The organism is Streptomyces sp. EDA2-14, assembly GCF_054963755.1.
On record NZ_JBUEGE010000001.1, the window covers coordinates 1080968 to 1100470 of the forward strand.

A 19503-nucleotide genomic window follows, 5' to 3' on the forward strand; every position below is an offset into this window, starting at 1 on the left:
TCGCGGTGCGTTCAGCCCGGGATGTGGAACGTCTCGCCGTACACCTTCCACGTCAGCGGCGTCTTCAGCGACAGGTTGCCGTCGTAGAGGAACTGGCGCTGCGCCGTGTCGATGCGGGTCGTGTCGCGGTCGGGGTTCTTGGACTTCATGGCCTTGCGGCGCAGGTCCAGGAAGATGTCGAGGTACGCCTTCTCGCTGCCGCCCAGGGACGGGGTGTCGGCCTCGTCGAGGGTGGCCTCGCGCAGTCCGTAGAAGCCGTTCGGGCCGGTGCCGGGGCCGTGCAGGACCATCGCGTCGTAGTAGATGAACTGGCCGAGCGTGCCCAGGCCGTCGAGCTTGGCGAGGCGGACCGCCGGGTCGAAGTAGCCGCGGTCGCGCTCCTTCTCCTGGGCGTCCCGGAAGGCCTTGTGCGTGGCCTCCTGCTTCCATGCCGCGGTGAAGCCGGGGTCGAGCCCCTTGTGGGAGTCCGTGCCGTCGACCTTGCGCAGGGCGGGGAGGTAGCGGGCCAGGCCGTTGTCCGGGTGGGCCTTGGTGTAGCGCTCGACCAGGGTCAGCAGGTCGTGGGTGCCGGTGCAGAAGCCGATGATGCCCGCCGTGTAGCCCTGGCCGTCGTCGATGTCCTCGATGTAGCCGTACTGGCCGCGCCAGTTGAGCGTCGAGTTCTCGGCGCTGGCGACGATCCGCTGCGCCAGGTCCTTCTTCTCCGGGGCGGCCAGGCCGGGCGGCAGGCTCGCGATCGCCTTGTCGTCGGCCCTGCGCTCCGCTTCCGACTGGTTGCCGGGGAGGGCCGGGGCGGAGACGGTGAGGCGTGGGGCCGCCCCGTCCTGCTTGTCGTCCGGCGACAGGAAGTAGACGGCGGCCGTGGCGAGTGGGGCCACGGCGACGAAGGAGAGGACCAGACAGCCCGCGCGTTTCATGCGGCACAGGGTAAGCGAGTGTCTGTGCGACTCTGCGACCGGTGCCGTGGTTGCGCCCGCGGGGCTCCGCCCCGGACCCCGCGCCTCAATCCCCGGCGGGGCTTGATTGTGCCCGCCCGCCGTTGGGGCCTTCTGCGGTCACCCGCTCCCGGCACGCCGCCGGCGTCCCCCATGCGTCCCGCAGCGGTCGGGCCTTGCGGAGCCACAGGGACAGGTCCAGCTCTTCCGTGTAGCCCACCGCGCCGTGGAGTTGGAGGGCGGCGCGGGCGGCCGCGTAGGCCGCGTCCCCGGCCGCGAGCTTCGCCGCCGCGATGTCCGCGGACGTCATCGACAGGGCCGCGCCGAACAGCAGCGGGCGCGCGAACTCCAAGCCCACCAGCGCGTCCGCGAGACGGTGTTTCACCGCCTGGAACGAGCCGACCGGCACCCCGAACTGTTCGCGCTGCTTCACGTACTCGACCGTGCGCCGCAGCAGTTCCAGGCCCACGCCGAGCGACTGCGCCGCCGTCAGGAACGCCGCCGTGTCCGCCGCCGCGCGCACGTTCGCCCCGCGCGCCACGACCTCCCCGCCCTCGGGCACGAACAGGCGCCGCGCCGGATCCGCCGACTCCCGCAGCGGACCGTGTCCGGCGGCCAGCCGCACCGTACCGTCGTCGTCCGCCACGAACACCGCGTCCGCCGAATCGGCGTCCAGCGCATACGGGCCCGAGGACAGCGTGACCATCACGTCCCCCGCCGCGATCCGCGGCAGCCACTCCTTCGCGGCCTCCGAACCGTCCAGCAGCGTCGCCACCGCGGCCGTCTCCACCACCGGGCCCGGCACCCCATGGCGGCCCAACTCCACGTAAGAGAGCGCCAGCTCGACCGGGAGCGGGCCCATCCCCTCGTACGTCTCCGGCACCGCGAGCGCGAACACCCCGGCCTCCGCGAGCCGCCCCCACAGCGCCCGCCCCGGTCCGGTGTCGCCGCCCGACCACGCGCGGATCACCGACGGGGTGTCCGCCGCGCCCAGCATCCGGTCGAGCGTGCGGCCGAACTCGGCCTGCTCCGCGTCCAGGAGGAACCTCATCAGCGGCGTCCCTTCGGCAGGCCGAGCAGACGCTCGGCGATGATGTCGCGCTGGATCTCGTTCGTCCCCGCGTAGATCGGTCCCGCGAGCGAGAACGTGTAGCCCTCGGCCCACTCGCCGTCCGCCAGTTCACCGTCCGGTCCCAGCAGTTCGAGCGCCGTCTCGTGCAGCGCGATGTCGTACTCCGACCAGAACACCTTGTTCAGGCTCGACTCCGCCCCGATCTGCTCGCCCGCCGCGAACCGCGACGCGTTGCCGTACGTGAACAGCTGGTACGCGCGCGCCCCGACCACCGCGTCCGCCACCCGGTCCCGCAGCGCCGGATCCGCGCCGCGCTCCCGCCACAGCCCGAGCAGCCGCTCCGCCGAGGCGAGGAAGCGGCCGGGGGAGCGGAGCATGAGCCCCCGCTCGTTCCCCGTCGTCGACATCGCGATCCGCCAGCCGTTGCCGACCTCGCCGATCACGTCCTCGTCCGGCACGAACACGTCGTCCAGGAACAGCTCGGCGAAGGCCGGCTTCCCGTCGATGCGGCCGATCGGCCGGACCGTGACGCCCGGCGCGCGCAGGTCGAACATCAGGTACGTGAGCCCGTGATGGGGCTTCGCGGCCTCCGGGTCCGTACGGAAGATGCCGAACGCCCGGTCCGCGAAGGCCGCCCGCGACGACCACGTCTTCTGCCCGCGCAACAGCCAGCCGCCGTCCGTGCGCACCGCCCGCGAGCGCAGCGACGCCAGGTCCGAGCCCGCCTCCGGCTCCGACCAGGCCTGCGCCCAGATCGTCCCGCCGCTCGCCATCGACGGCAGCACGCGCGCCCGCTGCTCGTCCGTGGCGTGGTCGAAGAGCGTGGGGGCCAGGAGGTTGATGCCGTTCTGCGAGACGCGGCCCGGTGCCCCCGCCGCGTAGTACTCCTCCTCGAAGATCAGCCACTTGAAGATGTCGACGCCACGGCCCCCGAACTCCTCGGGCCACGAGACGACCGACCAGCGGTCCGCGGACAGCTCGGCCTCCCACGCGCGGTGCGCGGCGAAGCCCTCCTCGGTCTCCAGCGAGGGCAGCGGCTCGGCCGGTACGTGCGCGGCGAGCCAGGCCCGCGCCTCCTCACGGAAGGCTTCCTGATCCGCAGTGAACTCCAGGTTCATCGCGCGCCCGCCTCCTTCATGGCGTGCACGTCCATGCCGCCGAGCGAGTCCTGTGCCGTCTCCGCGTTGTGCGCGTGCGCCAGGTGGTGCAGGCCGAACACCGAGTCCATGCCCGTGTGCATTCCCTGGAGGTCCTCCGCCTGGTTCACCGCGCGCTTGGTCAGGGCGAGGCCGAGCCGCGGCATCTCGCCCACCCGGTCCGCCAGATCGTTCGTCGCGGCGGTCAGTTCGTCCCGCGGCACCACGCGGTTCACCATCCCCACCTCGTACGCCCTGCGCGCGCTCATCCGCTCACCCGTGAACAGGAACTCCTTGGCGATCCGCGGCGGCATCACCCACGGGTGCGCGAAGTACTCGACGCCCGGTATCCCCATCCGCACCACGGGGTCGGCGAAGAACGCGTCCTCGCTCGCCACGATCAGGTCGCACACCCACGCCAGCATCAACCCGCCCGCCACGCAGGCCCCCTGCACCGAGGCGATCACCGGCTTCGGCAGTTCGCGCCAGCGCCGGCACATCCCCAGGTACACCTCCGACTCGCGCGCGAACCGCGACTCGGCGCCCCGCTTGTCGGAGTGGTCCCACCACAGCCCGGCCCGCCGCTCGAACGGCAGGTGCGCGTCCCGCTCCGGCGTCCCGATGTCGTGCCCCGCCGAGAAGTGCTCGCCCGCGCCCGCGAGCACGACCACCTTCACGGCCTCGTCCTCGGCGGCCCGGTAGAAGGCGGAGTCGAGGGCGTACGTCATCGCGGAGTTCTGCGCGTTGCGGTACTTCGGCCGGTTCATCGTCACGTGCGCGACCCGGCCCCTGACCTCGTACTGGACGGGGGTGTCGGGGCCGCCGGTCTCTGCGGAGTGCGCTGCTGACATCGGAAACGTCCTTCCCTAACAAGTGTTTGGTAGGTTAGCTTATGAGCATGGACAGCGTCGAGGACTTCGAGCACGAGGAGTTCGCCGGGCGCCCGACCGTCGCCGAGCGGCCGCTCGGCCTGCCGAAAGAGGTGCGGGTATGAGTTCCGTCGCTCCCGATTACGTGCCCGGGAACCAGCTGCTCGCCGGGCGCACCGCCGTCATCACCGCCGCCGCGGGCGCCGGGATCGGCGGCGCCACCGCGCGCCGCTTCCTGGAGGAGGGCGCCCGCGTCGTCATCAGCGACGCGCACGCGCGCCGACTCAAGGAGAGCGAAGAGGCCCTCGCCGCCGAGTTCGGCGCCGAGCGGGTCTCCGCGCTCGCCTGCGACGTGACCGACGAGGAGCAGGTGCAGGCACTCTTCGCGCACACCACCGAGCGGCACGGCGGGCTCGACATCGTCGTCAACAACGCGGGCCTTGGCGGCACTTCGGCGCTCGTCGACATGACCGACGAGCAGTGGACGAAGGTCCTGGACGTCACGCTGAACGGGACCTTCCGGTGCGTCCGGGCCGCCCTGCGCGCCTTCCGCGACACCGGCCGCGGCGGCGTGATCGTCAACAACGCGTCCGTCATCGGCTGGCGCGCCCAGGCGGGGCAGGCGCACTACGCCGCGGCCAAGGCCGGAGTGATGGCCCTGACCAGGACCGCGGCGATGGAGGCCGCCGAGTACGGGGTGCGGGTCAACGCGGTGGCGCCCAGTCTCGCCATGCACCCCCACCTGGTGAAGGTCACCTCGGAGGAACTGCTCGCCGAACTGACCGAGAAGGAGGCCTTCGGCCGGTACGCGGAGCCCTGGGAGGTGGCCAACGTGATGGTCTTCCTCGCCTCCGGCTACTCCTCGTACATGACCGGTGAAGTCGTCTCCGTCAGCAGCCAGCGCGCATGAGCCCCTCGCCCGAGCGGCGTCGCGAACTCCTCGCCACGGCGGCCGAGGTGTTCGCGGCGCAGGGCTACGACGCCACCACCGTGCGCCGGATCGCCGACGCGGCGGGCATGCTCGCGGGCAGCCTCTACTACCACTTCGACTCCAAGGACTCGATCGTCGAGGAGATCCTGCGCGGCTTCCTCGACGAACTGTGGGGCCGCTACGACACCGTGCTCGCCGCCGGGCACGGGCCGCGGGAGACGATGCGGGCCCTGGTCACCGAGTCGTTCCGGGAGATCGACCGGCACGGGCCCGCCGTCGCCATCTACCAGAAGGAGTCGAAGGCGCTCGCGGCCAGGGAGCGGTTCGCGTTCCTCGCCGCCTCACAGCGCAAGTTCGAGCAGACCTGGCTGACCACCCTGCAAGAAGGGGTGGCCGCCGGGGCGTTCCGCGCCGACCTCGACATCCGGCTCACCTACCGCTTCGTGCGCGACACCGTGTGGGTCGCCGCGTCCTGGTACCGGCCGGGCGGCCGGCACAGCCCCGAAGAGATCGCCCGCGAGTACCTGGCGATGGTGCTCGACGGAATAGCCCAACCAACCAGTGAGTGCTAGGAGTTGATGCGTCATGGCCGAGGCCTACATCGTCGATGCGGTCCGCACGCCCGTCGGGCGCCGCAAGGGCGGGCTCGGCGCCGTCCACCCCGCCGACCTGGGCGCCCATGTCCTCAAGGAGATCGTCGCGCGGACCGGGGTCGACCCGGCCGCCGTCGAGGACGTCGTCTTCGGCTGCCTCGACACCGTCGGACCGCAGGCCGGCGACATCGCCCGCACCTGCTGGCTCGCCGCCGGGCTGCCCGAGGAGGTGCCGGGCGTCACCGTCGACCGGCAGTGCGGGTCCTCCCAGCAGGCCATCCACTTCGCCGCGCAGGGCGTCCTCTCCGGGACGCAGGACCTCGTCGTCGCGGGCGGCACACAGAACATGACGATGATCCCGATCGCCTTCGCCTCCCGGCAGGCCGCCGAACCGCTCGGCCTCACCGAGGGCCCCTACCTCGGCAGCGAGGGCTGGCGCGCCCGCTACGGCGACGCGCCCGTCAACCAGTTCCACGGCGCCGAACTCATCGCCCAGAAGTGGGGCATCACGCGGCAGGACCAGGAGGAGTGGGCGCTCCGCTCCCACCAGCGGGCGCTGCGCGCGATCGACGAGGGCCGCTTCACCAAGGAGACCGTCGCCTACGGGGACGTCACCGTCGACGAGGGGCCGCGCCGCGACACGACGCTGGAGAAGATGGCGGGGCTCAACCCGGTCGTCGAGGGCGGCACCATCACCGCCGCCTGCTCCTCGCAGGTGTCGGACGGTGCGGCGGCCATGCTCATCGCCTCCGAACAGGCCGTACGGGAGCACGGGCTGACGCCCCGCGCCCGCATCCACCACCTCTCCGTACGCGGCGAGGACCCCATCCGGATGCTCTCCGCGCCCATCCCGGCGACCGCGTACGCGCTCAAGAAGACCGGCCTGACCATGGACGACATCGACCTCGTCGAGATCAACGAGGCGTTCGCCCCGGTCGTCCTCGCCTGGCTCAAGGAGACCGGCACCGACCCGGAGAAGGTCAACGTCAACGGCGGCGCGATCGCCCTCGGCCACCCCCTGGGCGCCACCGGCAGCAAGCTGATGACGACGCTCCTGCACGAACTGGAGCGCACCGGCGGCCGGTTCGGGCTCCAGACCATGTGCGAGGGAGGCGGCCAGGCCAACGTCACGATCATCGAGCGCCTGTGAGCCCGGTGGCGGGGGCCGCCGCGGAAGCCGCCGCGGAAACCGTCGGGGAGGCCGTCGGGCAATCCGCATCCCGCTGAGCGGGAACGGGCGATGGAGCGCCGGGTGAGGCACGGACAGGGTGAGGGCATGACCCGTACTCCTGTTCCTCCCGAGCCCGGCGACGCGCTCGCGCTGAGACGCCTCGCCGAGAGCTACGCGCTCGCCGTCGACGGACGGGAACCCGCCCTCCTCGACGCCCAGTTCACCGACGACGGCAGGATCGTCGCCCACGAGACCGACGGCACGGTGCTCTGGGAGCGCTGCGGCCCCGCCGAGCGGCACACATTCCTCGACGAACTCGCCGCCTACCCGCGCACCTTCCACCACGTGGGGAATCACGTCGCCGAAATGACCGGCCCCGACACCGCCAGGGCCGTCACCTACAGCGTCGCCCATCACCTCGGCGCCGACGGGGGCGATCTGCGCTGCCTCGTCCGCTACGAGGACGAGTACCGGCGCACCGGGGACGGCTGGCGGATCGCCGCCCGCGCCGTCCTTCCCCAGTGGTACGAGAGGAGCGAAACGCTGTGAGCAGCACGTCTGTTGTGGAGTGGGACGAGACGGTCGACGTGCTGGTCGTCGGCTCCGGCGGCGCCGCCCTCACCGGTGCCTACTGCGCCGCCGCGCGCGGCCTCGACACCCTCGTCGTCGAGAAGACCGAGTACTTCGGCGGGACCACCGCGTACGCCGGGGCCTGCCTGTGGCTGCCCGGCAACCAGGCGCAGGCCCGCGCCGGGGTCGAGGACAGCGCGGACCTGGCGCGCGCGTACTTCCGGTCGCTGGTCGGCGACTCGACGCCGCACGAGACGCAGGACGCGTACCTCGACGGGGCCGGTCCCACGGTCGAGTTCCTGGAGCGCGACGAGCGGCTCCGGTTCGAGTACCGGCCGTTCCCCGACTACTACCCGGGGCCCGGCCGCTTCGACGCCGGGCGCGGCGTCTTCCCGGTCCCGCTGGAGCGGCCCGCGGGCGAGCAGCCGCTGCTCGACGCGGTGCGACCGCCCGCGTGGAGCGAACGGCTCGGAGTGCCCGCGCCCGAGGGGGCGTTGGCGGACGGGCGGGCGCTGATCGGGCGGCTGCTGCTCGCGCTGGACGCGTCGGGCGGACGGGTGCGGTCGCGGACCCCGTTCACCGGGCTCGTCCAGGACGAGGACGGGCGGGTCGTCGGCGCGGAGGTGCGGGACGCGCAGGGGCGCACGGTGCGCATCCGCGCGCGGCGGGGCGTGCTCCTCGGCGCCGGAGGGTACGAGCGCGATGCCGAACTGCGCCGTGCGTGGGGCAACGGGCCGGGGGCCGACTGGACGATGGGCCCGGCCGGCGGCGGCACGGGGGACGCGCTGCGGGCCGCGCAGGGGATCGGCGCGGCGACATCGCTGCTCGGCGAGAGCTGGTGGTGCCCGTCCGTGCTGTTCCCGGACGGCGGGGCGGCGTTCGCGCTCGGGTTCCGCGGCGGGATCTTCGTCGACGCCGAGGGCCGCCGGTTCGCCAACGAGTGCCTGTCCTACGACCGGATGGGCCGGGCCATGATCGCGGCGGGGGCCGGGGACGCGGCGGACCGTCCCGTGTGGTGGGTGTGGGATGCGCGGCACGGCGAGGAGCCGCCCGGCATCGTCCTCGTCCCCGTCGACCGGGAGTCGTTCGAGGCGGCCGGGGTGTGGCGCAGCGCCGACTCGGTGGAGGAGCTGGCCGAGGCGATCGGGGTACCGGCGGAAGGCCTCGCGGAGACGGTCGCGACGTTCAACGAGTACGCGCAGAAGGGCCACGACGCCGACTTCGCCCGCGGCGACGACCCGTACGACCGGTTCTTCGCCGGTGACGGGGAGGCAGGCGCCCCCAACCCGTGCCTGCTGCCGCTGTCGTCCGGGTCGTTCCACGCCGTACGGATCGTGCTCGGGGACCTGGGCACGAAGGGCGGCGTCCGTACGGACGTCGATGCCCGGGTGCTGCGGGAGGACGGCTCCGTGATCGAGGGCCTCTACGCGGTGGGCAACACGGCGGCCAACGTGACCGGGGCGGTGTACCCGGGCCCGGGAGCACCGATCGGCACGGGCATGGTGTTCGGGTACCGGGCGGCGGGGCGGATGGCCGCGGGATTGTGACCGGGCGGGGCGGGTGACGCGGCGCCGGGGTTCTGGCGCTGTGCCGGGGCCGGCGCCTGTGGCTCTGGGCAAGGCGGCACCGGGGTGCCGCCTTGCCCACCCTGCCGCCCAAGGCGGCAGATTGCCCAGGGCGGTGGTGGCCCGCCGTCGTGGGCGGGGTGGGGGCCGCTCCTGCGGCGGATTGCCGAAGGCGGGTGGGGTCGACCGTCCCGGTGGGTGTCGGGCCCCGGTTCCTCCCGGTCAGCGGGAATTGGGCGTCGTCTCCCGGTCCTCGTCGGGGAAGGCTCTGCGCAGGTGTAGGCAGCAGCGAGTTGGAGGCGTGTGCGGATGAGTGAGGGACAGTTGGCCGGGGCGGTTGCGCTGGTGACCGGGGCCGCTCGGGGGATGGGAGAGGCCGTCGCCCGGGAGTGCGTGGCGCGTGGGGCGCGGGTCGTGCTGGGTGACGTACTCGTCGACGAAGGGGAGAAGGTCGCCGCCGGGCTCGGTGACGCGGCGCGGTTCGTGCGGCTCGACGTCACCGACGCCACGTCCTGGGCGCACGCCGTCGAGGTCGCCGTCGACACGTACGGTCGGCTCGACGTTCTCGTCAACAACGCAGCCATATACACCACTTCGCCCGTGGTCGACGAGGATCCCGCGCAGCTCGAGCGGATCCTCAAGGTCGATCTCGTCGGGCCGTTCCTGGGCATCCAGGCCGTCGTCCCCGCCATGCGCGCGGGGGAGCGGGGCGGTTCGATCGTCAACATCTCCTCGCAGGCCGGGCTCCAGGGCATCTGGGGCCACGGCTCGTACGGCGCCGCGAAGTGGGGGCTGCGCGGACTGAGCCGGACCGCCGCCCTCGAACTCGGCGGCGACGGCATCCGCGTCAACGCCGTCTTCCCCGGCGCCATCGACACGGCCATGACCGCCCACCTCGGCACCACCGACCACCCGGCCGCCGCGCTCGGCCGCATCGGGCGGCCCGACGAGGTGGCCCGCCTCGTCGCGTTCCTCGCCTCCGACGACGCCTCCTACCTCACCGGAGCCGAGGTCGCCGCGGACGGCGGCGCCTCGGCCGGCCGGATGCCAGGGCTCACCCCGCGCGGCCGGGGCAACCGGGGAGCCGACGGATGACCGGTCCCCGCCCGGAGGTCCGGGCCCTCATCGACGCCTGCACCGCCAACTTCCCGGCCCTCGGCACCGAGTTCACCGACATCGGGGACGTGCGGGCGTACTTCGCCGCGCGCCCCGCCCCACCACCGTCCCGGCTCCCCGCCGTGCGCCAAGTGACCGATCTCGACGCCGACGGGGTCCCCGTTCGGGTCTACGAGTCCGCCGACAAGGACACGCCCGTCGTTCTCTTCTTCCACGGCGGCGGCATGGTCCTCTGTTCGCTCGACTCGCACGACGGCTTCTGCCGTGAACTCGCCGCCGCGACCGGCGCGCTGGTCGTGTCCGTCGGCTACCGGCTCGCCCCCGAGGACCCGTTCCCCGCCGCCCCCGAGGACGCGTACACCGCCCTCCTGTGGACCGCCGCCAAGCACCCGGACCGGCCCCTCGTCGTCGCGGGGGACAGCGCCGGGGGCAATCTCGCCGCCGTCACCGCGCTGCTCGCCCGCGAGCGCGGCGGGCCCGCCGTCGCCGCCCAGCACCTGTACTACCCGATGCTGGACCCGGCGCGCGCCTCGGCCTCGTACGAGGAGAACGCGCAGGGGTACTTCGTCACCGCCGACCATCTGCGCTGGTACTGGGAGCAGTACCTGCCCCGCCCCGAGGACGCCCGCGACCCCCGCGCCACGCCCCTTGCCGCGACGCGCCTCGACGGTCTGCCGCCCGCGTTCGTCGTCACCGCCGGGCTGGATCCGCTGCGCGACGAGGGAAGGCGGTACGCGGAACTCCTCGCGGCCGCCGGAGTGAGCGCCCAGCACCACTGCTACGACGAGGCGTTCCACGGCTTCATGACGATGGGCGGGGACGCCGCCCTCCCCGAGGCGAAGGCCGCCCGCGCCGCGGCCTTCGCCCACCTCGCGAGCCTCACCCGCTGAGCGGCCGAAGCAGCTCGAACCCCTGGTATCCGGACGCCGCGACCTTCTCGATGATGTCGCCGTACACCCCGAAGCCCCCCACGAACGGCATGAACACCCGCGGCTTCCCGGGGATGTTGGCGCCGAGGTACCAGGAGTTCGCCTGCGGCATCAGCGTCCCGGCCGCGCGTTCCCGGCACTCGGCCACCCACCCGTCCACGGCGTCCGCGCGCGCCTCCACACCCGCGTAACCGCCCTCCCGTACATGGGTGAGAAGCGCGGCGATCCAGTCGGTGTGCTGTTCGCCGCAGAGGATCATGTTGGCGAGGACGGACGGGGAACCGGGGCCGGCGAGGTTGAAGAGGTTCGGGAAGCCGTCCACGCCGAGCCCGAGGTAGGTGCGGGGGCCCGCCGCCCACGCCTCCTTCAGGGTGCGGCCGGCCCGGCCGGTGACGGAGATCCGGTCCAGGGAGCCGGTCATCGCGTCGAACCCGGTCGCGTACACGATGACGTCGAGTTCGACGAGCGTGCCGTCCGCGAGGCGGATGCCGTCCGCCTCGACCCGCTCGATCGGGGTGGCACGCAGGTTCACCAGGTCCACGTTCGCGCGGTTGTACGTCGCGAAGTAGCCGTCGTCCGTGACGATCCGCTTCGTGCCGATGGGATGGTCGGCGGGGACGAGCTGTTCGGCGACGGCCGGATCGGCGATCTCCGCGCGCACCTTCTCCTCCCAGAACCGGCGCGCCTCGTCGTTCGCCGCACGGTCGGTGAGCTGGTCGGGGAACGTCTTCGAGTACAGGACCCCGCCCAGCTCCCACCTCTCCTCGAACGCCGCTCGGCGCTCTTCGGGCGAGACATCCAGTGTCTTCAGCGGGTGCGCCGTGTGCGGGGAGCCGCCTCCGGAGAGGCGGGCGAGGCGGCGCCGTTCGGCGTAGTCCGCCTTCTGGGCCGTGCGGTCCGCGTCGCTCAGCGGCTTGTTGCCCGCCGGGATCGAGTAGTTGGCGCTGCGCTGGAACACCGTGAGGCGGGCCGCCTGCCGCGCGATCTCCGGGATCGACTGGATACCGGACGAGCCCGTGCCGATGACGCCGACCCGGAGCCCGGTGAAGTCCACGCCCTCGTGCGGCCATTCACCGGTGTGGTACGAGGCCCCGGCGAAGTCGGCGATGCCCTCGATCCCGGGAAGGTGGGTGGAGGACAGGCAGCCGACGCCGAACAGCACGTACCGCGCCTCGACCGTGTGCCCGCCGTCCGTGCGCACCGTCCAGCGCAGCCGCTCCTCGTCCAGTTCGGCGGAGACCACGGACGTGCCGAAGGTGAAGTGCCGCCGCAGATCGTGCCGCCCGGCCACGTGCTCCACGTAGCGCAGGATCTCCGGCTGGGTCGCGTACTTCTCCGACCAGTCCCACTCCTGCTCCAGTTCCGGGTCGAAGGAGTACGAGTAGTCGACGGACTCCACGTCGCAGCGGGCGCCCGGGTACCGGTTCCAGTACCAGACCCCGCCGACGTCCCCGCCCCGCTCGAACCCGGCCACGTCCAGGCCGAGTTCACGCATCCGGTACGCGGCGTAGAGGCCGGAGAATCCGGCGCCGACGATGACGACATCCACCTGTTCGGGCATGGCGGTCCTTAGGGTTGTGGTTGGTCGGGCGGTTGTTGGTGGTCGGGCGAGAGCCGGACGAGGGGCCTGGCGAGGACCAGGCGGGAGTCAGGCGTGCTCCACCGCGGCGGCGCGCGCCCGCAGTGCCGTCTTGTCGACCTTCCCCGCCGCGTTGTGCGGCAGTTCCGGCACCGGTACGAAGCGGCGCGGCACCTTGAAGTTCGCGAGCCGCTCCCGCGACCACGTACTCAACTCCGCTCCTTCCAGGGCGAGTCCGGGAGCTGCGGGGACGCAGAACGCCACCCCCACCTCACCGAGCCGCCCGTCCGGCGCGCCCACCACCGACACGTCCGCGATCCCCGGATGGCCGCGCAGCACCTGCTCGATCTCGGCCGGGTACGCGTTGAAGCCGCCGACCACGAACATGTCCTTCAGCCGGTCCGTGACGGTCAGGAACCCGCGCTCGTCGAGCACGCCCACGTCCCCCGTGTGCAGCCAGCCGTCCGCGTCGACCGCCGCCGCCGTGGCCGCCGGGTCGTCGAGGTAGCCGCGCATCACGTGGTAGCCGCGGGTGAGGATCTCGCCGGTCGCCGCGTCGATCCGCACCTCGGTGCCGGGCAGGGCACGCCCCGCGGTGCGGGCGAGGACGTGCGCGGACTCGCTGGGCGGGCAGATCGTCACCGTGCCGTCGGACTCGGTCAGCCCGTACGCCGTGTAGACGAGGGCGACGCCGAGCTGTTCCCTGATCTCCTCGATGAGTTCGGTGGGGATGTTCGAGGCGCCCGTGCCGGTCATCCGCAGCGACGACAGGTCGTGGGCCGCGCGGTCGGGGTGGCGCAGCAGCGACATGAACACCGTCGGCGCGCCCGTCACGACGCTCACCCGGTCCTCGGCGATCCGCCGCAGCGTGCGGCCCGCCTCGAACACCGCCTCCGGCAGCATCGCCGCGCCCACCAGCAGGCAGGCCACGATGCCCGCCTTGTAGCCGAACGTGTGGAAGAACGGGTTGACCAGCAGATACCGGTCCCCGCGCGTCAGCGTCACCTCCCGCGCCCACTGCGCGTACAGCCGCGCCGTCTGCCCGTGCGTCGTGACGACTCCCTTGGGGTGCCCGGTCGTTCCGGACGTGAAGAGGATGTCGGCGTCGTCGCCGGGACGTACGGCAGCGGTCCGCGCGCGGCGGGCCCCGGGCGTGATCCGCCCGGCCCGCCCCGTGAAGGCGGCCCACTCCGCGTCGTCGTGCAGCGCCACGACCGTCTCCAGGTCCGGCAGCGGCTCCCCGGCCCCGGCGAGCATCCGCCGGTAGTCCGTGCCGAGGAAGTCGTGCTCGGTGAAGAGGAACCGGCAGCGCGCCCGGCGCAGGATGTCCGCCGCCTCCCGGCCCCGGTAGCGCGTGTTCACCGGCACGAGCACACCGCCCGCCGCCAGCGCCCCGAGCGCGGCGATCGCCCAGCGCCCGCTGTTCACCGCCCACACGCCGACCCGGTCGCCCGCCGCGAGTCCGTGCGCCATCAGCGCCCGCGCGCTCTCGTCGACCGCGTCGCGCAGCTCCTCGAAGGTCAGGCTCCCGCCCCCGTGCACGAGGGCCTCGTCCCCGCCCCAGGCGTCGGCCGCCCAGTCCGCGAGGCCTGCGATCGTCAGCGGACCGTCCATCCGGCGCGCCCCTTCCTTGGCTGTCGTGGCTGTGCCGGTGAGGTTCGCAGCGCCGTGCCGCCCGGTCAGCCACGGCTTCCCGCTCACCGGGAAGACGCCGTCGCCGCCCCCTTCGCGCGCCGCCTACGTTCACCGCACCCGAGCAAACCCAGCAGCGAGGAGCGGGCCCGATGCTCACGGAAGCCGAGCGGCGCAAGGCCGCCGAGACGCTGGCCGCGGCGGAGGCCGCGCGCTCGCCGATCCGACCGTTGACCGAGACCTTCGACGGCATCACCGCCGTCGACGCATACGAGATCCAGCTCATCGGCATCCGCGAACGGCTGGCCGCGGGGGAGACCGTCCGCGGCCACAAGGTCGGCCTGTCGTCGCCCGTGATGCAGCGGATGATGGGCGTCGACGAACCCGACTACGGCCACCTCCTGTCCACGATGGAGCTGACCGAGGACACGCCCGTGCCCGCAGGCCGGTACTGCGCGCCGCGCGTCGAGGTCGAGATCGGCTTCGTGCTCGGCGCGCCGCTGCCCGGCGCCGACTGCACCGCCGCCGACGTCCGCGCCGCCACCGAACGTGTCGTGCCCGCACTGGAGTTGATCGACTCCCGGATCGCGGACTGGCGCATCGCGATCGCCGACACCATCGCCGACAATGCCTCGTCGGCCGGTTACGTGACCGGAGCGGGCCGCCCGATCGGCGACCTCGACCTGAGGGACGTGGAGGCACATCTCAGCGACGACACCGGCGCGGCGCTCGCGTCCGGGCGCGGGGACGCCGTGCTCGGCGACCCCGCCGAGTCCGTCGCCTGGCTCGCCCGCACGGTCGACCGGTTCGGGGTGCGCCTGGAGGCCGGGCATCTGATCCTGCCCGGCTCGTGCACGCGGGCCGTCGACGTCGCGCCGGGCCGCACGTACACCGCCGACTTCACCGGGCTCGGCCCGGTGTCCCTCTCCTTCACCTAGGACGTGCCATGACTGCCATGACAGGCGTGCCGAAGAAGGCGACCGCCGCCATCGTCGGCTCCGGCAACATCGGAACCGACCTCCTCTACAAACTCCTGCGCTCCGAGCACATCGAGCCGCGCTGGATGATCGGCGTCGACCCGGCGAGCGAGGGCCTCGCCAAGGCGCGCGCCGCAGGGCTCGACGCCCACCACGAGGGCGTCGACCGGCTGCTCGCGCAGGACGAGCTCCCGGACCTCGTCTTCGAGGCGACCAGCGCGTACGTGCACCGGGAGAACGCCCCCCGCTACAAGGAGGCGGGCATCAGGGCGATCGACCTCACCCCGGCCGCCGTCGGGCCCGGCGTCGTACCGCCCGCGAACCTGACCGCCCATCTCGCCGCCGACAACGTCAACATGGTCACCTGCGGCGGCCAGGCCACCATCCCGATGGTGTACGCGGTGTCCCGGATCGTCCCGGTGCCGTACGCGGAGATCGTGGCGTCCGTCGCCTCCGTCTCCGCCGGGCCCGGCACCCGCCAGAACATCGACGAGTTCACCCGCACCACCTCCCGCGGCATCGAGGAGATCGGCGGCGCCCGGAAGGGCAAGGCGATCATCATCCTCAACCCGGCCGAGCCGCCCGTCATCATGCGCGACACCGTCTTCTGCGCCATCCCCGAGGACGCCGACCGCGAGGCCATCACGCGCAGCGTCCACGAAGTGGCCGCGCAGGTCGCCGCGTACGTGCCCGGCTACCGGCTGCGCGCGGAGCCGCAGTTCGACGAGGCGCGCCCCGAGAACGGCGGCATGGCCCGCGTCGCCCTGTTCCTGGAGGTCGAGGGCGCCGGCGACTTCCTGCCGCCGTACGCAGGAAACCTCGACATCATGACCGCCGCCGCCACCAAGGTCGGCGAGGAGTTCGCGAAGCAGCAGCCGAAGGGGACCACCACGTGACCATCGAACGCCCCTACTCGGCCGACCTGGACATCCGCGTCACCGACTCCTTCTGCCGCGACGGCTCCCACGCCCACCGCCACCGGTTCACCACCGAGCAGGTACGCACCGTCGTCGGCGCGCTCGACGCGGCAGGCGTCCCCGTCGTCGAGGTCACCCACGGCGACGGACTCGGCGGCTCCTCCTTCAACTACGGCTTCTCGCACACCCTCGAGCAGGAGCTCATCAGGACGGCGGTCGAGACGGCGACACACGCGAAGATCGCCTTCCTGATGCTGCCCGGCCTCGGCACCAAGGACGACATCCGCGAGGCCCACGGGAACGGCGCGCAGATCTGCCGCGTCGCCACCCACTGCACCGAGGCCGACGTCTCCGAGCAGCACTTCCGGCTCGCCCGCGACATGGGCCTGGAGACCGTCGGCTTCCTGATGATGGCCCACTCCACCACCCCGGAGAACCTGGCGAAGCAGGCCCGCGTCATGGCCGACGCGGGCTGCCAGTGCGTCTACGTCGTCGACTCGGCCGGGGCGCTCCTCATGGACGGCGTCACCGACCGGGTCTCCGCGCTCGTCGCCGAGCTGGGCGACGACGCGCAGGTCGGCTTCCACGGCCACGAGAACCTCGGCCTCGGCGTGGGCAACTCCGTCGCCGCGGTCCGCGCGGGCGCCCGCCAGATCGACGCCTCCACCCGCCGCTTCGGCGCCGGTGCGGGCAACACCCCGACCGAGGCGTGGGCGGCGGTCGCCGAGCGGTCCGGCTGGCGCACCGGCATCGACGTACTGAAGATCATCGACGCGGCCGAGGACGAGATCCGCCCGATCATGGCCGACGAGTGCCTGCTCGACCGGAACTCGCTGCTCATCGGCTACGCGGGCCTGTACTCCTCGTTCCTCAAGCACGCCGAACGGCAGGCCGCCCGCTACGAGGTCAGCGCCACCGACATCCTCCTGGAGGCCGGCCGCCGCAGGCTCGTCGGCGGCCAGGAGGACCAGCTCATCGACATCGCCGTCGCTCTCTCGGCTCCTTCACAGAAAGCCTGATGCGCCATGACGACCACCCATGACGTACGTGTCATCGACGCCGGGGCCGCCCCCGCGCGCTTCGCCCGCGGCTGGCACTGCATCGGCCTCGCCGCCGACTTCCGGGACGGAAAGCCGCACGAGGTCGAGGCGTTCGGCACCACCCTCGTCGTCTTCGAAGGCGCCGAGGACCACGAACTCCACGTCCTCAACGCCTTCTGCCCCCACATGGGCGGCAACCTCGCCCACGGCACCGTCAAGGGCGACACCCTCGCCTGCCCCTTCCACGACTGGCGCTGGGGCGGCAACGGCCGCTGCCGCGAAATCCCCTACGCCCGCCGCGTCCCGCCCCGCGCCAAGACCCGCACCTGGCACGCCCTGGAGCGCAACAAGCAGCTCTTCGTCTGGCACGACCCCGAGGGCAACCCGCCCCCGCCCGGCCAGGACATCCCCGAACTCGCCGGAATCCACGGCCCGCAGGAGGAGCGGGAGCTGTGGTCCGACTGGCAGTGGAACGCCGTCACCATCGACACCAACTGCCGCGAGATCGTCGACAACGTCGTCGACATGGCGCACTTCTACTACGTGCACTACTCGTTCCCGGTGTTCTTCAAGAACGTCTTCGAGGGGCACGTCGCCACCCAGTACATGAGGTCCGAGCCGCGCCCCGACGTCGACCTCGGCACCCTCTCCGCCTCCGGCGGACTGCGCTCCGAGGCCTCCTACTTCGGCCCCTCGTACATGATCGACTGGCTGTACGCGGAGGTCGCGCCGGGCGCCGAGATGGAGACCGTCCTCATCAACTGCCACTACCCGGTGGGCCCCGACCGGTTCGTCCTCATGTACGGCGCCATGGTCAAGAAGCTGCCCGGCATGAGCGACGAAGAGGCCGCCGAGGCCGCCCGCGTCACCAGCGAGGGCCTCGCCGTCGGCTTCGAGCAGGACGTCGAGATCTGGAAGAACAAGACCCGCATCGACAACCCGCTCCTCACCGAGGAGGACGGCCCGGTCTACCAACTCCGCCGCTGGTACGAGCAGTTCTACGTCGACGCCGCCGACGTCAAGGACGAGATGACGGACCGCTTCGAGTTCGAGCTGGACACCCGGCACGCAGGCGACAACTGGCGCGCCGAGGCCGAGCGGAACCTCCAGGCGGGCGGCGTCACCTCGTACGTCACCGGGGGCGGGGCATGACCCCGATGACCGCCGTCGGCTGCGGCGCCTGCGGCGGCCAGGTGCTCTGCGAGAAGTACAGCCCGTACCACCTCCAGATCCAGTGGACGCACGCCGCGCGGGCCGGCTGCCGGAGCCTCGCCGCGCAGGGCTGCCCGGAGCTGCGCGCGTCCATCGACCGCGCCGTCGACGAGGGCCGGTTGGAGGTGACCCGGCGTGACCAGCGCTGACCTCGCCGAGCCGCGTACGGGGACGCTCACGCTGCGGGTGGCCGAGGTCGTACGCGAGACCGCCGACGCCGTCTCCCTCGTCCTCGACGCCCCCGAACTGCCGTACCTGCCCGGCCAGTTCCTCACCCTGCGGATCCCCGGCGGCGGCGCCCGCTGCTACTCCCTCGCCTCGTCCCCGCACACCGGGGAACCGCCCCGCGTCACCGTGAAGAAGGTGCCGGGCGGGGCGGGCTCCGGGTGGGTGTGCGAGGAGATCAGGGCCGGTGACGTACTGGAGTGCCTGCCGCCCGCCGGGACGTTCACGCCCGCATCCCTCGACGAGGACGTGCTGCTCGTCGCGGGCGGCAGCGGCATCACCCCGTGCCTGTCCATCGCCCGCTCCGTGCTCGCCGCGGGCACCGGCACGGTCACCCTCGTCTACGCCAACCGCGACCAGGACTCGGTGATCTTCCGGGACGCGCTGTGGGGCCTCGCGGAGGAGCACCCCGGCCGGTTCGCCGTCGTCCACTGGCTGGAAACCCTCCAGGGCCTGCCCACCCGCGGCGCGCTCGGCGCCCTCCTCACCCCGCTCGCACCCGGCCGCACCGCCTATCTGTGCGGGCCGCAGCCCCTGATGGACGGGGCCGAGGACGTGCTGCGCGGGACGGGCGCCGCCGCCGTGCACCGCGAGCGGTACTTCTCCCTGACCGGCGACGTGTTCACCGCACCGGCCCCCGTGGGCTCGACCGTCACGGTCACCGCCGAGCTGTACGGGCAGACCCACGAGGCGGCCGGCGACGAGCACACCCCGCTCCTCGACGCCCTCCTCGCCGCGGGCGTCCCCGCCCCGTACTCCTGCCGCGAGGGCGCCTGCGCGGCCTGCACATGCCGGGTCGTGGAGGGCGCGGTGACCCTGCGGCACAACGAGGTCCTCGACGCCGAGGACCTCGCCGAGGGCTACACCCTCGCCTGCCAGGCCCTGCCGACGACGGACCGGGTGCGGGTCGAATACTGAGGACCGAGTACGGTGCGATTGCTGCCGAAAGTGACGAAAGTCCCGGTCACAGCCGTGCCGAAGGGCCGCATGCTGGAGTAGACAGATCATCCTTCTCACCGCAGAGCCGGAGGACC

19 protein-coding genes are annotated in these 19503 nt (G+C 72.7%); 13 read left to right on the top strand and 6 right to left on the bottom strand.

The features are described from left to right. Positions 1 to 11: 11 nt before the first annotated feature. The 4 genes from ACY34M_RS04810 to ACY34M_RS04825 all read right to left on the bottom strand — a co-directional run bounded on the left by ACY34M_RS04810 (position 12) and on the right by ACY34M_RS04825 (position 3994). Positions 12 to 917 carry a chitosanase gene (locus ACY34M_RS04810; RefSeq protein ID WP_462718660.1) on the bottom strand — a complete coding sequence of 302 codons (906 nt, stop codon included), beginning with the start codon at positions 915 to 917 and terminating at the stop codon, positions 12 to 14. A gap of 85 nt (positions 918 to 1002) precedes the next feature. Beyond that, on the bottom strand, positions 1003 to 1986 hold the full coding sequence (locus tag ACY34M_RS04815) for an acyl-CoA dehydrogenase family protein (RefSeq protein WP_462718661.1): 984 nt from the start codon (positions 1984 to 1986) through the stop codon (positions 1003 to 1005). After that, entirely contained in the window at positions 1986 to 3125 is a 1140-nt protein-coding gene (locus ACY34M_RS04820) for an acyl-CoA dehydrogenase family protein (RefSeq protein WP_462718662.1), read from the bottom strand. Before ACY34M_RS04820 ends, ACY34M_RS04815 begins: the two co-directional genes overlap by 1 nt. After that, on the bottom strand, positions 3122 to 3994 hold the full coding sequence (locus ACY34M_RS04825; protein WP_462718663.1) for an enoyl-CoA hydratase: 873 nt from the start codon (positions 3992 to 3994) through the stop codon (positions 3122 to 3124). Before ACY34M_RS04825 ends, ACY34M_RS04820 begins: the two co-directional genes overlap by 4 nt. A 139-nt stretch (positions 3995 to 4133) precedes the next feature. Between ACY34M_RS04825 and ACY34M_RS04830 the strand changes: the two genes are divergently transcribed. From ACY34M_RS04830 to ACY34M_RS04860, 7 genes are all read left to right on the top strand, one after another. Next, a complete protein-coding gene (locus ACY34M_RS04830; RefSeq protein WP_462718664.1) occupies positions 4134 to 4922 on the top strand; it encodes an SDR family oxidoreductase in 789 nt (262 codons plus the stop codon). Then, positions 4919 to 5515, top strand: coding sequence for a TetR/AcrR family transcriptional regulator (locus ACY34M_RS04835; protein WP_462718665.1), 597 nt, complete (start codon positions 4919 to 4921; stop codon positions 5513 to 5515). The genes ACY34M_RS04830 and ACY34M_RS04835 overlap by 4 nt, the downstream gene beginning before the upstream one ends. A gap of 13 nt (positions 5516 to 5528) precedes the next feature. Continuing rightward, on the top strand, positions 5529 to 6686 hold the full coding sequence (locus tag ACY34M_RS04840) for an acetyl-CoA C-acetyltransferase (RefSeq protein WP_462718666.1): 1158 nt from the start codon (positions 5529 to 5531) through the stop codon (positions 6684 to 6686). A gap of 126 nt (positions 6687 to 6812) precedes the next feature. After that, positions 6813 to 7256 (top strand): nuclear transport factor 2 family protein, encoded by a 444-nt coding sequence (locus ACY34M_RS04845; RefSeq protein ID WP_462718667.1) that lies wholly within the window; start codon positions 6813 to 6815, stop codon positions 7254 to 7256. Continuing rightward, a complete protein-coding gene (locus ACY34M_RS04850; protein ID WP_462718668.1) occupies positions 7253 to 8824 on the top strand; it encodes an FAD-dependent oxidoreductase in 1572 nt (523 codons plus the stop codon). The genes ACY34M_RS04845 and ACY34M_RS04850 overlap by 4 nt, the downstream gene beginning before the upstream one ends. A 327-nt stretch (positions 8825 to 9151) precedes the next feature. Then, complete coding sequence (locus ACY34M_RS04855) at positions 9152 to 9937, top strand: glucose 1-dehydrogenase (protein WP_462718669.1); 786 nt, start codon at positions 9152 to 9154, stop codon at positions 9935 to 9937. After that, a complete protein-coding gene (locus ACY34M_RS04860) occupies positions 9934 to 10848 on the top strand; it encodes an alpha/beta hydrolase (protein WP_462718670.1) in 915 nt (304 codons plus the stop codon). The genes ACY34M_RS04855 and ACY34M_RS04860 overlap by 4 nt, the downstream gene beginning before the upstream one ends. Here ACY34M_RS04860 and ACY34M_RS04865 read toward each other — a convergent pair. Together ACY34M_RS04865 and ACY34M_RS04870 are read right to left on the bottom strand one after the other, a co-directional pair. Next, positions 10838 to 12448, bottom strand: coding sequence for a flavin-containing monooxygenase (locus ACY34M_RS04865; protein ID WP_462718671.1), 1611 nt, complete (start codon positions 12446 to 12448; stop codon positions 10838 to 10840). The two genes, ACY34M_RS04860 and ACY34M_RS04865, sit on opposite strands and share 11 nt — an antisense overlap. 87 nt (positions 12449 to 12535) lie before the next feature. Then, positions 12536 to 14080 carry a FadD3 family acyl-CoA ligase gene (locus tag ACY34M_RS04870; RefSeq protein WP_462718921.1) on the bottom strand — a complete coding sequence of 515 codons (1545 nt, stop codon included), beginning with the start codon at positions 14078 to 14080 and terminating at the stop codon, positions 12536 to 12538. Positions 14081 to 14250: 170 nt separating this feature from the next. Here ACY34M_RS04870 and ACY34M_RS04875 point away from each other — a divergent pair, with 170 nt between their 5' ends. The 6 genes from ACY34M_RS04875 to ACY34M_RS04900 are packed head-to-tail and all read left to right on the top strand — an operon-like array spanning position 14251 to position 19387. Continuing rightward, positions 14251 to 15036, top strand: coding sequence for a 2-keto-4-pentenoate hydratase (locus ACY34M_RS04875; protein WP_462718672.1), 786 nt, complete (start codon positions 14251 to 14253; stop codon positions 15034 to 15036). 8 nt (positions 15037 to 15044) lie between these two features. Further along, positions 15045 to 15971: an acetaldehyde dehydrogenase (acetylating) gene (locus ACY34M_RS04880; protein WP_462718673.1), complete on the top strand. Its 927-nt coding sequence runs from the start codon at positions 15045 to 15047 to the stop codon at positions 15969 to 15971. Beyond that, positions 15968 to 17011, top strand: coding sequence for a 4-hydroxy-2-oxovalerate aldolase (dmpG, locus tag ACY34M_RS04885; RefSeq protein WP_462718674.1), 1044 nt, complete (start codon positions 15968 to 15970; stop codon positions 17009 to 17011). Before ACY34M_RS04880 ends, dmpG begins: the two co-directional genes overlap by 4 nt. A gap of 6 nt (positions 17012 to 17017) precedes the next feature. Next, complete coding sequence (locus ACY34M_RS04890; protein WP_462718675.1) at positions 17018 to 18184, top strand: Rieske 2Fe-2S domain-containing protein; 1167 nt, start codon at positions 17018 to 17020, stop codon at positions 18182 to 18184. Further along, complete coding sequence (locus tag ACY34M_RS04895) at positions 18181 to 18393, top strand: hypothetical protein (protein ID WP_462718676.1); 213 nt, start codon at positions 18181 to 18183, stop codon at positions 18391 to 18393. The genes ACY34M_RS04890 and ACY34M_RS04895 overlap by 4 nt, the downstream gene beginning before the upstream one ends. Beyond that, complete coding sequence (locus ACY34M_RS04900; protein ID WP_462718677.1) at positions 18380 to 19387, top strand: 2Fe-2S iron-sulfur cluster-binding protein; 1008 nt, start codon at positions 18380 to 18382, stop codon at positions 19385 to 19387. The genes ACY34M_RS04895 and ACY34M_RS04900 overlap by 14 nt, the downstream gene beginning before the upstream one ends. Positions 19388 to 19503: the final 116 nt, after the last annotated feature.

What these genes read in the sequence shown, in the direction of transcription:
- ACY34M_RS04810 (WP_462718660.1), bottom strand. Translation starts at nt 917, where the DNA reads ATGAAACGCGCGGGCTGTCTGGTCCTCTCCTTCGTCGCCGTGGCCCCA.
- ACY34M_RS04815 (WP_462718661.1), bottom strand. Translation starts at nt 1,986, where the DNA reads ATGAGGTTCCTCCTGGACGCGGAGCAGGCCGAGTTCGGCCGCACGCTC.
- ACY34M_RS04820 (WP_462718662.1), bottom strand. Translation starts at nt 3,125, where the DNA reads ATGAACCTGGAGTTCACTGCGGATCAGGAAGCCTTCCGTGAGGAGGCG.
- ACY34M_RS04825 (WP_462718663.1), bottom strand. Translation starts at nt 3,994, where the DNA reads ATGTCAGCAGCGCACTCCGCAGAGACCGGCGGCCCCGACACCCCCGTC.
- ACY34M_RS04830 (WP_462718664.1), top strand. Translation starts at nt 4,134, where the DNA reads ATGAGTTCCGTCGCTCCCGATTACGTGCCCGGGAACCAGCTGCTCGCC.
- ACY34M_RS04835 (WP_462718665.1), top strand. Translation starts at nt 4,919, where the DNA reads ATGAGCCCCTCGCCCGAGCGGCGTCGCGAACTCCTCGCCACGGCGGCC.
- ACY34M_RS04840 (WP_462718666.1), top strand. Translation starts at nt 5,529, where the DNA reads ATGGCCGAGGCCTACATCGTCGATGCGGTCCGCACGCCCGTCGGGCGC.
- ACY34M_RS04845 (WP_462718667.1), top strand. Translation starts at nt 6,813, where the DNA reads ATGACCCGTACTCCTGTTCCTCCCGAGCCCGGCGACGCGCTCGCGCTG.
- ACY34M_RS04855 (WP_462718669.1), top strand. Translation starts at nt 9,152, where the DNA reads ATGAGTGAGGGACAGTTGGCCGGGGCGGTTGCGCTGGTGACCGGGGCC.
- ACY34M_RS04860 (WP_462718670.1), top strand. Translation starts at nt 9,934, where the DNA reads ATGACCGGTCCCCGCCCGGAGGTCCGGGCCCTCATCGACGCCTGCACC.
- ACY34M_RS04865 (WP_462718671.1), bottom strand. Translation starts at nt 12,448, where the DNA reads ATGCCCGAACAGGTGGATGTCGTCATCGTCGGCGCCGGATTCTCCGGC.
- ACY34M_RS04870 (WP_462718921.1), bottom strand. Translation starts at nt 14,080, where the DNA reads ATGGACGGTCCGCTGACGATCGCAGGCCTCGCGGACTGGGCGGCCGAC.
- ACY34M_RS04875 (WP_462718672.1), top strand. Translation starts at nt 14,251, where the DNA reads ATGCTCACGGAAGCCGAGCGGCGCAAGGCCGCCGAGACGCTGGCCGCG.
- ACY34M_RS04880 (WP_462718673.1), top strand. Translation starts at nt 15,045, where the DNA reads ATGACTGCCATGACAGGCGTGCCGAAGAAGGCGACCGCCGCCATCGTC.
- ACY34M_RS04890 (WP_462718675.1), top strand. Translation starts at nt 17,018, where the DNA reads ATGACGACCACCCATGACGTACGTGTCATCGACGCCGGGGCCGCCCCC.
- ACY34M_RS04895 (WP_462718676.1), top strand. Translation starts at nt 18,181, where the DNA reads ATGACCCCGATGACCGCCGTCGGCTGCGGCGCCTGCGGCGGCCAGGTG.